At 72.4% G+C, this 10,753-nt stretch carries 9 protein-coding genes; 1 reads left to right on the top strand and 8 read right to left on the bottom strand.

The window, feature by feature from the left end; all coding sequences use genetic code 11:
- Positions 1-3 precede the first annotated feature (3 nt).
- From DWB05_RS14415 to DWB05_RS14395, 5 genes are all read right to left on the bottom strand, one after another.
- Positions 4-450, bottom strand: a complete 447-nt coding sequence (locus DWB05_RS14415; protein WP_114377899.1) for an OmpA family protein — start codon at positions 448-450, stop codon at positions 4-6.
- Positions 431-781, bottom strand: coding sequence for a hypothetical protein (locus DWB05_RS14410; RefSeq protein WP_114377898.1), 351 nt, complete (start codon positions 779-781; stop codon positions 431-433). Before DWB05_RS14410 ends, DWB05_RS14415 begins: the two co-directional genes overlap by 20 nt.
- Positions 782-896: 115 nt before the next feature.
- On the bottom strand, positions 897-2,003 hold the full coding sequence (locus tag DWB05_RS14405; RefSeq protein ID WP_114377897.1) for a hypothetical protein: 1,107 nt from the start codon (positions 2,001-2,003) through the stop codon (positions 897-899).
- Positions 2,000-3,250, bottom strand: coding sequence for a DUF2135 domain-containing protein (locus tag DWB05_RS14400; protein WP_114377896.1), 1,251 nt, complete (start codon positions 3,248-3,250; stop codon positions 2,000-2,002). The genes DWB05_RS14405 and DWB05_RS14400 overlap by 4 nt, the downstream gene beginning before the upstream one ends.
- A gap of 9 nt (positions 3,251-3,259) precedes the next feature.
- Positions 3,260-4,225, bottom strand: a complete 966-nt coding sequence (locus tag DWB05_RS14395) for a hypothetical protein (RefSeq protein WP_114377895.1) — start codon at positions 4,223-4,225, stop codon at positions 3,260-3,262.
- 101 nt (positions 4,226-4,326) lie between these two features.
- On the opposite strand from DWB05_RS14395, the gene DWB05_RS14390 reads away from it, so the two are divergent.
- Positions 4,327-5,817 carry an L-lactate permease gene (locus DWB05_RS14390; RefSeq protein WP_114377894.1) on the top strand — a complete coding sequence of 497 codons (1,491 nt, stop codon included), beginning with the start codon at positions 4,327-4,329 and terminating at the stop codon, positions 5,815-5,817.
- On the opposite strand, the gene ppsA is transcribed toward DWB05_RS14390, so the two are convergent.
- The 3 genes from ppsA to DWB05_RS14375 all read right to left on the bottom strand — a co-directional run bounded on the left by ppsA (position 5,772) and on the right by DWB05_RS14375 (position 10,737).
- Positions 5,772-8,192, bottom strand: a complete 2,421-nt coding sequence (gene ppsA / locus DWB05_RS14385) for a phosphoenolpyruvate synthase (protein ID WP_114377893.1) — start codon at positions 8,190-8,192, stop codon at positions 5,772-5,774. The genes DWB05_RS14390 and ppsA overlap by 46 nt on opposite strands.
- Before the next feature lie 89 nt (positions 8,193-8,281).
- Positions 8,282-9,796 carry a YifB family Mg chelatase-like AAA ATPase gene (locus DWB05_RS14380; protein ID WP_114377892.1) on the bottom strand — a complete coding sequence of 505 codons (1,515 nt, stop codon included), beginning with the start codon at positions 9,794-9,796 and terminating at the stop codon, positions 8,282-8,284.
- Between the two features lie 35 nt (positions 9,797-9,831).
- A complete protein-coding gene (locus DWB05_RS14375; protein WP_114377891.1) occupies positions 9,832-10,737 on the bottom strand; it encodes a polysaccharide deacetylase family protein in 906 nt (301 codons plus the stop codon).
- Positions 10,738-10,753 lie beyond the last annotated feature (16 nt).

Raw genomic sequence — 10,753 nt, 5'->3', positions numbered from 1 at the left:
GGGTCACTCGGGGGGCGGGATGGCGAACACCTCGACCCGGCGGTTCGCTGGATCGCGCGGGTTGGCGGGATCGAGCGGCTGCAAGGGGCCGAACCCTTGGGCGCGCATCCGATCGCGCGGCACGCCCTTGGCGGCGAGATAGTCCACCACCGCCGCGGCGCGCAGTTCCGAGAGGGCAAGGTTGCGCGCAAGACGCCCGGTCGAATCCGTGTGCCCGTTGATCTCGTAGCGGTGACGCGACAGGCGCGGGTCGGTCATCGCATCCGCCAGCGTGTCGAGCAGCGGCCGGGCATCGGGGCGGATGGCGTAGGAGTTGAGGTCGAAGTTCACCGTCAGCACGATGCCCCGGGTCTCAAGCCCGGCAATCTGCCGCGTAGTCGGGCTGGCGCAGGCGGCGAGTGCGCCGAGACCGAGCAGGACGAGGCGGCGTTCAGCGGCCGGCGAGCGCATCGACGATCTCCGCCCGGGTCGGCGTGCGGTCGGTCATCCGTACCACCGGCGCGTCGGGATGGCGGGTGAGGCCGAGGCGGTCCATCACCGCCTCGCGGTCGGGGGGCACGGTGTTCTCGCGATCCCGCAGGTCCGGCGGCAGCGGGTAGGTGCGTTCCAGTGCATCGAGCGCGCTCGCGCGTGCCTTGGGGTCGGTACCCATCACGGCGCCGGGTATTGGCGCAACGCCAGCGCGGCGGAGGATCTCCGCCACGGCGCCGTCCGCCTGCGCCCAGACGGGCCCGACGTTCACCGCGACGACGAGGACCGCGAGTAGCCAGGATCGATCCATGCGCCCTCTCCCGTTGCAGGCGATCTTCTACCAAGCCCGCGTGGCGATGCGGTGGCGCACGCACGACCACGTGAGGGCAGGAGAGACGCCCCACGTCCGATCCTGACGCACTCGATCAGCGCGGGCAGCCGAGCGTGTAACGCCAGCGCGTGGAGAGCCCGAAACCGGTGACGATGACCTCGACGGTATGCGCCTCCGGCCCCGTCCCGCTGGGCCGCCAGTCGAAGGAAAGGGTCCCCCGCCCCGAGACCGGGATCCAGGTCGTGGCGAGCTGTCGGCCGCGATACAGCACCTCGATGTGGTCGGGCTCGATCAGCGTGTCGTAGCGCAGCGTTACGCGCCCCGGGTTCGGTCCGAGATAGTGGCGGGTGCGGGTGATGCCCCGTCCGCCTGACTGCGTCTCCTCGTCGCAGGGTTTGGCGTCGGGCGGGCGCTGCGGCGGGGGGGGCGGGGGCGCGCGCGCCTCGCGCGGCGGCTGGGGCGGGGGCGGCGGCGGGATCCGTGCGATCGGGCAGGCGAGGCGCTTGCGGGCGAGTTCGGTCTCCAAAGCCGAGAGGTCGGCGGCGAGGCCTTGTTCCCGGCCTTCCTCGGCGAGCAGCGCGGAGAGGGCGGCGATCTGGGCGGGGTCGGCGCGGCAGGCCACGCTGGCATCGAGGTACGGCGCGAAACGGGGGGTGAGCCAGACGGCGGCAAGGGCAAGGAGCGCAAGGGCCGCGAGGGTGGCGAGGACTGGGGCGAGTGGAACGAACGGCGCGGGCCGCGCGGGACGGCCATCGTCGAGCGCGGTGATCGGGCCTTGCCCAGGCGCTCGCGCCTCGGGGCGCAGCCCCCAGGGGGCGAGGACCGGCACCCCGTCCACCACGTGAACGGCATCCCAACTGGGAATCTCCAAGGCGGCGGCGAGGAGGGGCAGGAGGGGCGGAACGTCGCGTTCCGCCGCTCGGCGCAGCGCGGACACCGCCCGGCCGAGCGAGGCGCGGACGGCGGCCCTCTCGCCGGCGGGAAGCCCGAGGTAAGGCGAGGATCGTTCGCCCTCGACCGACCAGAGGGTGACTCCGCCCTCGTCGTGCGGGGCGGCGAACAGCCGCTCCCACCCGGGGCCGAGGACGCCGGCGGCAAAGTGGGCGAGCTGGGCGTGCGCCTCGGCCGCGGTCATGCCACCGGGCAGGGTGCCGATCAGCTCCGGAGGCCGGGCCGGCGTGCGGGCGAGGGTGAGGCTCATGGCAGCCGCACCGTGCCGACCACGACGGTCTGGCCTGCCCCGGCCTCGCCGCGCAGTACCCTGTCGGGCTGGCCGGGCCGGCGGATGGTGACGCGGAAGGGCGAGACCTGCGGCCCACCCGGATTGCGCCCGTAATGCGTCACCTCGATGCGGTAGTTGCCCGGCGCAGGTTCGGCGGCCCAGGTCACGTTCTCGACGGGGGCGCGAGAGATCGGCCGGGTGCCGCCTGCAACATTCATGTCGACGTCGAGCTCAGCCCCGCAAGCCCTTCGATTTTCGAAATAGATCCTGGTGCCGTCGGGGCAGATGATGGCCAGGTCGAGATCGTTCACGTCGTCCCAGGCAAGGATGATCTGCGTGTTGCCCTCGCGTGCGCCTTCGCGGCGGGCGCGCTCGGCATCCGGGTTCGGCCTTGGCGGTTCGGGCGGTCGCACCTCCGCGCGGGGAGACAGACCGGCAGCCGGGATCGGCGGGCAGGCAAGCCGGGCCTCGCCGACCTGGCGTGCCAGACGGGCGAGGTCCGCGCGCAGGGCGAGGGTCCGGTCCTCCTCCTGCCGACGCTCCTCGAGCGCGATCAGCCCCCGCGGGTCGGGCAGGCAGACCGGGGCGGGCAGGGCGAACCAGCGCCACGGGTCCCACCACAGAATGAGCAGAAGCAGGAGGAGGAGGGCAGCGAGCAATAAACCGAGCGCGAGCCAGAACCGACGCCACCAGCCGGCACGGTCCGCCACGGCAGGGAACAGGATCGGCATGCGGCCGGGTGCGCGCTCGATCGGACGGCGCAGCGCCTCGGGGCCGATCGAGCGCCCGTTCTCCTCGTGCGCCCAGCCCACCAGCACCGGGCGACCGTCGACGACACGGACGAAGCTTCGGTCCGGAACGCGCAAGGCGGTGGCGAGGGCCTGGCCCAGAAGGCGATCGCTCTCGGTTGCGGAGGCCTGCAGCGCGGCGGCTTCGGCCTCGACCTCGGCAACCAGCCGGTCGAGCCGGGCTTGTGCGGTTGCGCGGGCGTCCGCCGGCAGATCGTCGAGCCGCATCGCCGCGCCTTCGCCGGAGGCGTACCAATCGACGACGCCGCGGTCGCGATCGGCCATCGGTTCGGCGAACAAGGCGGCGTGATCGGCCCCGCGCGCGCGCCGCAGATGTGCCGCGATCTGGGGAAAGGCCTCGATGGCGGGCCGCCCTCCGACGGACAGCGGATGCAGCCGCTCGGCCGGAAAGGTGGCGATGGCGCGCGGGGTCGGCATCGCGCGCGGTCAGCGGCCGGACGGCGGGGACGGGTCGGGCGCGGGAACCGCTTCGCCCTCCGCCGGAGACCCGCCTTCGCGGGGCGGCTCGAGGCTCGGCAGCGTCCCCTCTGCCCGACAGACATCGCCGGCCAACACGGCCCGCAGGGCGGCAATCCGCCGCTCGAGCTCAAGGTTTGCCGCCCGCGCCTGCTCGAGGGCGGTGCGGTGCGGCGTCTCCTCCGCCACCACCGCGAGGAGCTCCCGCCCCGCCCACTCGCCGACCGCCGCCCGCCAGCCCAGCCAGAACCCGAGAAGGAGGAAAATGATCGCGACCGTCACGCCGGCCGGCAGCAGCCACCAACCGCCCCAGGCGGTGGCGGCAGTGGACGGTGACACTGGGGCGGTGACCGCCGGTGGGCGCGAAGGGGGCAAGGGCGACACCGGCGCTGCGACAGTCGGCCGAGGCGGCGGCCGATTTTCGGGCGACGGGCCGTGCGGCTCGGCAAGCGACGGCAGGTAGCGCCCAATCCCTTGGGCCAGCAGCGTGGCAAGGCGGGAGGGGTCGTCGCCCGTGCCTTTCGGGGCAAGTCCCCAGCCGGTCAGAACGATGCCGCGGTCGAGGACGAGAATCCCGTCGAGATCGGCGAGCACGAGAGCCCGGCGCAGGAGCGCCCCGTCCTCAGCATCGTCGAAGGCGGGGCGCAGGGCGGCCAGGGCCTCGCGCAGCCGCGCCTCGGCCTCGGCCCGACGGGCTGGCGAGAGCGATGACAGGGGACGCGGCTCGCCTTCGCCCTCGCCGTACCAGGCGACCGCGGTGGGGGTCCCGCCCGCGCCGCGTGTGAGGACTGGTTCGGCAAAAAGAGTGGGTTCGGCGCCCAGCGCGGCGAGGCGCGCGGCAAGACGCGGAAAGGCGTCGAGCACCACCCGCCCCTCCAACGTGATCGGTTCGAGCCCGGAGAGGTCGGTGCGGGCGAGAAGGCGCGGCGCGCTCATCGGTCTGCGGTTCCCGAGCGGTTATCGAAGAAGGGTAGCGCGCGCGCCGAGGCAGTGGCATGGCAGAAGGACGGCGACGGGACCTCGACACGGAGCCACCGATGCCACTTCGCCCTTGGCTCGCCGCCGCGCCGATCCTCCTCGTGCTCCTGCTGATGGCGGGATTCGGCCGCTCGGCGGCGTTCGCCGGGGCGGCAGGGCTCGCGCTGGCGGTGGCGCTCGTGTTCGGGCCCTTCGCGCTCGATGGAGCGACGGGGGTGGGGATCGCGCATGCCTTGCTCGGCGTGACCCTGGAGGGGTTGTTTCTCGCCGCCACCGTGCTCGCCATCGTCTGGCCCGCCCTCGCACTCCACCGCTGGCAGACGGAGACGGGAGCGGCGGAGCGGATCCGCGACGCGCTCGCCGGGCTGGCCCCCGATGCGGCAGCGCGGACCCTTCTCGTCGGCTGGTTCTTCGCCCTGTTCATCGAAGGCGCGGCCGGGTTCGGCACGCCGGTCGCCCTCGCCGCCCCCCTGTTGGTGGGGTTCGGGCTCGAGCCCGCGCGGGCGGTGGCGGTTGCGTTGATCGGGCATTCGGTCGGGGTCTCCTTCGGCGCCGTCGGCACCCCGGTGCTTGCCCAGGCGGAGCTCGTCTCGGTCGCCGAGGGGGAGCTTTCGGGCCCGACCGCGCTGATCCACGGCCTGCTCGGCCCTATCCTGGCCATCGCCGCCGTCGTTTGGGCGGGCACCATGCGCGAGGCAGCGGGACGGGGCTTCGCGCTCGCCATCCTCGCCGCGGTGCTGTTCCTTACGCCGTCGGTGCTGATCGCGCATGCAGTCGGGCCGGAGTTGCCCACCCTGGTGGGCGCGCTCGCCGGCGGGGCGGCGTTCGTCCTCGTCATCACACGCTTCCGACCGCCGCCGGTCATGGGCTTCCGTCTCGGCTCCGCGCTCGCGCCCTACCTCGTGCTGATCGGGCTCGTCCTCGTCACGCGCCTCGTGCCGCCGGTGCGCGCGCTCGCCGAGGCCCCGGTTCTTTCCTGGCAGCTTTGGGGGCGGTTCGGCGGCTCGGTCCGCCCGTTGTTCCATCCCGGCACGCTGCTCGCGGCGGCGTACTTCGCCGGCGGGCTGTGGCGCGGGGCGCGGCTCGGCGTGCTCGCGCGCGCGCTCGCCCGCACCGCGCTCGGCCTCGGCCGCGTCGCCGCCGCCCTGATTGCGATGCTCGTGCTCGCGCGGCTGATGCTGCATGCGGGGATGATCGCGGCGTTGGCCGAGGCGGCGATCGGCGGCATCGGGCCGCTCTACCCTTTGCTCGCGCCGGCGGTGGGCGCCCTCGGCTCCTTCGTCACTGGCTCGGCCACCGCCTCGAACATCCTCTTCTCGGCGCTCCAGGAAGCGACCGCCGAAGGCCTTGGCCTGCCGCCCGTGCTGCTGCTCGCCGCCCAGGGCGTGGGGGCAGGGGTGGGGAACATCATCTGCCCGCACAACATCGTGGCCGGTGCGGCGACGGTCGGCATCGCGGGGGCGGAGGGGGCGATCCTGCGCGCCACTCTGCTCCCGTGCCTGATCTACCTCGCGGCTGCGGGCTCGCTCATCCTCTCCTTCGCCTCCTGAGCAGCTTCCGCTTCGGCCACACGGCGCACCGCGGCGACGAACCCGTCCGGGTTGAGCGAGATCGAATCGATACCCTGTTCAACCAGGAACGCGGCGAAGTCCGGGTAATTGGAGGGCGCCTCGCCGCAGATGCCGACCGGGCGGTGGGCCGCGTGCGCGCGGCGGATGACGTCGGCGATCATGCGGCGGACGGCCTCGTTGCGCTCATCGAACAGCTCGCGCAGCTCGGCGTTGTCGCGATCGACGCCGAGCACGAGCTGGGTGAGGTCATTCGAGCCGATGGAGAAGCCGTCGAAACGTTCCGCGAAGGCCTCGGCGAGGATCACGTTCGAGGGAATCTCGCACATCACGTAGACCTGAAGCCCTCCTTCGCCGCGTTTGAGCCCGTGTTCGCTCATCAGCGCGAGCACGCGATCCGCCTCCTCGGGGGTGCGGCAGAACGGGATCATCACCACGATGTTGTCCGCCCCGATCACCTCGCGCGCCATCTTCACCGCGCGGCATTCGAGGGCGAAGGCCTCGCGGTAGCGCGGCGAGGCGTAGCGTGAGGCGCCCCTGAGCCCGAGCATCGGGTTCTCCTCCGCGGGCTCGAAGGCCGCCCCGCCGATGAGGTGGGCATATTCGTTCGACTTGAAGTCGGACAATCGCACGATGACCGGATTCGGGTGATAGGGAGCGGCGATCAGCGCGATGCCGCGCGCCAGCGTCTCGACGAAGTAGGAGGGCTTGTCGGGGAAGCCGCGTGTGAGCCGCTCGATCTCCTGGCGGGCGGCACGATCCGTCACCTGATCGAAGCGCACCAGCGCCATCGGATGCGCCTTGATCACCGCATTGATGATGAACTCCATGCGCGCAAGCCCCACGCCCTTGGCCGGCAGGCGCCACCAGCGCAGCGCGGCGGCCGGAGAGGCGATGTTCAGCATCATCCGCGTGCGCGTGGCGGGAATGGCGGCGAGATCGACGTCGGTGGCGGCGAACGGCACCCGCCCGTCATAGACGCGACCCTCCGGGCCCTCGGCGCAGCTCACCGTCACCTCCTGCCCGTCGCGCAAGGTGCGGGTAGCGAGCTGCGTGCCGACGACCGCCGGCAGGCCCAACTCGCGCGAGACGATGGCGGCGTGGCTCGTGGTGCCGCCGTGGTCGGTGACGATCGCCGCCGCGCGCTTCATCAGCGGCACCCAATCGGGGTCGGTCTGTTCCGTCACGAGAACGGCGCCCTCAGGAAAGTCGGCGATCGCTTCCGGCGAGTGGACGACGCGCACCGGGCCGGCGGCGATCCTGTCGCCGACGGCCGCACCCGTCAGCAGCGGCGGGCGCGGCTTGCCGGTGAGCCGCCAGGTGCGCAGGACCGCGCCCTGGCGGGTGGCGTGCACCGTCTCGGGCCTCGCCTGCACGATCCAGATCAGCCCTGTCGCCCCGTCCTTCGCCCATTCCATGTCCATCGGCCGGCCGTAGTGGCGTTCGATGGTGCAGGCGGCGCGGGCGAGTTCGAGGATTTCGGCATCGGAAAGAACGAAGGCGTCGCGTTCGCGGCGGGTGGTTTCGACGAGTGCCGTGCGGGCCGACCCACCTTCGGCATAGACCATCTTCACCGCCTTCGCCCCGCGCGTCTTCTCGAGGATCGGTACCTTGGCCGGGTCGGAGAGCGGGGCCTTGAACACGAGGTAGCGATCGGGATCGACCGCGCCCTGCACGATCGGCTCGCCGAGCCCCCAGGCCGCGTTGATCAGCACCACGCCGGGAAAGCCGCTTTCGGTGTCGATGGAGAACATGATCCCCGCCGCGCCGAGATCGGCCCGCACCATCGCCTGCACGCAGACGGAGAGGGCGACCGCGAGATGGTCGAAGCCCTGCAGGTCGCGGTAGGCGATGGCGCGGTCGGTGAAGAGCGAGGCGAAGCAGGCGCGGCAGGCATCGAGCAGGGCACGCGCCCCGCGCACGTTGAGGAAGGTTTCCTGCTGGCCGGCGAAGGAGGCGTCCGGCAGGTCCTCGGCGGTGGCGGAGGAGCGGACGGCAACCGCGGGGTCGGCCTCGCCGAGGCGGCGGCCGAGCTCGGCGTAGGCGGAGCGGATCGCGTCCGCGAGGTCGGGGGCGAATTCCGTCTCCAGGATCAGGCGACGGATCGCCGCTCCGGTGTCGGCAAGGCTCGCGCGCCCGGCATGGTAGGCGTCGAGCAGGGCGCGGATCCGCTCGGGCAGGCCGTGCGCGGCGAGGTGGGCACGGTACGCGGCGGCGGTGGTGGCGAAGCCGGGCGGCACGCGCACGCCGGCGTGCCCGAGCGCGCGAATCATCTCGCCGAGCGAGGCGTTCTTGCCCCCCACCCGGGCAACATCCTCGCGCCCGACCTCCTCCAGCCAAACGACCGGCCGTTCCATTGTGCCCTCCCGCTCTTCTTCGATCCCAGGTGCAGGCGATCATGCGCGGTGCCCCGCCCGCCTTGATGGAGCGCAAGGGGAGTTCTGGATCAGGCCACCTCGCGCACGGTGCGGGACCGCCAAGTGAGGGCCTCGGCGACGTGGACGCGGCGGACGAACTCGGAGCCCGCAAGGTCGGCGAGCGTACGTGCGACGCGCAGCGTACGGGCGAAGCCCCGGGTGGAGAGGCGAAGCCGGGCCGCCGCGGTCTCGGCGAAGGCGAGGGCTTCGGCATCGGCGGCGAGCGTCTCGCGCAGCACCGCCCCGTCGGCCTCGGCGTTGCAACGCGGGCCGTCCGCCCCGTAGCGATGGCGCTGGCGGGCGCGCGCCTCCGCCACCCGGGCGGCGACGGTGGCGGAGGATTCGCCCGGGCGCACCCGCGTCAGTTCCGCCGGCGGAATGGGCATGACCTCGACGAAGAGGTCGATGCGATCGAGCAACGGCCCGGATAGCCTGCCCTGATACTCCTCACCGCAGCGCGGTGCCTTGGCGCACTCGCGCGAGGGATCGCCCAGGTGGCCGCAGCGGCAGGGGTTCATCGCCGCCACGAGCTGGAACCGGGCGGGATAGGTGACGTGGGCGGAAGCGCGGGCGACGGTGGTGCGCCCCGTTTCCAAAGGCTGGCGCAGCGCCTCGAGGGTGAGGCGGGGAAACTCGGGCAGTTCGTCGAGGAACAGCACGCCGCGGTGGGCGAGGCTGATCTCGCCCGGCTTGGCGCGGTGCCCGCCGCCGGCGAGCGCGGCCTGCGAGGCGGTGTGATGCGGTTCGCGGAAGGGTGGGCGGGTGATGAGCCTGCCCTCGCGCAACAGGCCGGCGACGGAGTGGATCATGCTCACTTCCAGCGCCTCGGCCGGCGTGAGGTCGGGCAAGAGGCCGGGCAAACGGGCGGCGAGCATCGACTTGCCCGCACCGGGTGGGCCGATCAGCAACAGGTTGTGTCCACCTGCCGCCGCCACCTCGAGCGCGCGTTTGGCGGTCTCCTGCCCCTTCACGTCGATCAGGTCCGGCTCGGGTGGGGACGGCGGTGGGGCGGGACGGGAAGGCGGCAGGATGGCGGCGTCGCCGCGGAAATGGGCGACGAGCTGGAGCAAGGACTCGGCGGGCAAGATGGGCGCGTGGCCGGACCACGCGGCCTCCGCCCCCTGCGGGGCGGGGCAGACGAGACCGAGGCCCCGCGCCGCCGCGCCGATCGCCGCCGGGAGCACGCCCGCGACAGGGGCGAGCTTCCCGTCCAGCCCGAGCTCGCCGAGTGCGGCGTGTGTGGTGGCCGCCTCGCGTGGGATGATGTCCATCGCGGCGAGAAGCCCGAGCGCGATGGGAAGGTCGAAGTGGCTGCCTTCCTTGCCGAGATCGGCCGGAGCGAGGTTGACCAGGATGCGTTTCGGGGGCAGCGAGAGCCCCATCGAGGTGAGAGCGGCCCGCACACGCTCGCGGCTTTCCGCCACCGCCTTGTCGGGCAGGCCGACGAGGGCGAAGGCCGGGAGCCCGGGTGCGATCTGCACCTGCGTCTCAACCGGTACGGTATCGATGCCGTGGAAGGCGAAGGTCGGGACGCGGGCGAGCATGTTTGCGCCATGGTAGGAGCGAGCCGGGGGAAGTCTCAACAGAGACGAGAGTCGCCGGGAACGATTCCCGGTGGCAGGGCGCAAATCGCGTCGTGGATGGCGCCCGCCGTGGTGAACCAGATGCGGTCGCGTCGTGCCGCGATGTGCGCAAGCGCGGAGCGCAGATGGCGCAGCCGATGCGGCCGGCCAACGATGTAGGGGTGGAGCGCGATCCCCATCACCAGCGGTTGGCGGGCGGACTGTTCGAGCATCTCATCGAAGGTATCGACGATGATCGCCGCGAATTCGGCGGCGCCGTCCTTGCGCGCCACGATGGAGGGAATGTCGTTCGCCTCCTGCGGGAAGGGAATGGCAAGGAGCGGGCCGGCGCGGGTCCGCAGCCACACCGGCTGGTCGTCCATGCACCAGTTCAGCGTGTAGGCGTAGCCGGCCTCCTTGAGCAGATCAGGTGTTACTCGGCTCTCCGCGATCCAGGGGCTGAGCCAGCCGCGCGGGGGTGCACCTTCGTGCGCGGCGATGGTGGCGGTCGCCTCAGCGATCAGATCCCGCTCGGCCGCTTCGTCGAGCACCGACTGACGCTCCGCGTTCGTCCGCCCGTGGCCGACGATCTCGTCCCCGCGTGCGCGGTGCGCGGCGAGGAGGGAAGGCGCGTACTGATACATCGCCGAATTGACGAGGACGGAGGCCGGCAGGCGGAGGGAGTCGAGAAGCTCGATCATCCGCCAGGCGCCGACGCGGTTGCCCCAGTCGCGCCACGCGTAGTTCAGCACGTCGGGCTGCGGCCCGCCGGGAGCGAGTTCCGCCCCCAACCCTTCACCGAAGGCGAAATGCTCGAGGTTGAACCCGATAGAGACGGCGAGCCTCGCACCGATCGGCCAAACGTAGTCGGCGCGTTCGGTGATCGCGGCGTAGTCGTAGCGTTCGTGCGTTGGCAGGTTCATCCCTCGCTCCCGAAGC

Source organism: Elioraea thermophila (ex Habib et al. 2022) (assembly GCF_003336755.1).
GTDB lineage: Bacteria > Pseudomonadota > Alphaproteobacteria > Acetobacterales > Acetobacteraceae > Elioraea > Elioraea thermophila.
The sequence above is the reverse complement of the archived record's forward strand: the minus strand, read 5'-3'. Positions and strand labels throughout refer to the sequence as shown.

Bases quoted from the DNA above. Each gene is read 5' to 3' on its own strand.
- DWB05_RS14415 (WP_114377899.1), bottom strand. From the start codon at position 450: ATGCGCTCGCCGGCCGCTGAACGCCGCCTCGTCCTGCTCGGTCTCGGC.
- DWB05_RS14410 (WP_114377898.1), bottom strand. From the start codon at position 781: ATGGATCGATCCTGGCTACTCGCGGTCCTCGTCGTCGCGGTGAACGTC.
- DWB05_RS14405 (WP_114377897.1), bottom strand. From the start codon at position 2,003: ATGAGCCTCACCCTCGCCCGCACGCCGGCCCGGCCTCCGGAGCTGATC.
- DWB05_RS14400 (WP_114377896.1), bottom strand. From the start codon at position 3,250: ATGCCGACCCCGCGCGCCATCGCCACCTTTCCGGCCGAGCGGCTGCAT.
- DWB05_RS14395 (WP_114377895.1), bottom strand. From the start codon at position 4,225: ATGAGCGCGCCGCGCCTTCTCGCCCGCACCGACCTCTCCGGGCTCGAA.
- DWB05_RS14390 (WP_114377894.1), top strand. From the start codon at position 4,327: ATGCCACTTCGCCCTTGGCTCGCCGCCGCGCCGATCCTCCTCGTGCTC.
- ppsA (WP_114377893.1), bottom strand. From the start codon at position 8,192: ATGGAACGGCCGGTCGTTTGGCTGGAGGAGGTCGGGCGCGAGGATGTT.
- DWB05_RS14380 (WP_114377892.1), bottom strand. From the start codon at position 9,796: ATGCTCGCCCGCGTCCCGACCTTCGCCTTCCACGGCATCGATACCGTA.
- DWB05_RS14375 (WP_114377891.1), bottom strand. From the start codon at position 10,737: ATGAACCTGCCAACGCACGAACGCTACGACTACGCCGCGATCACCGAA.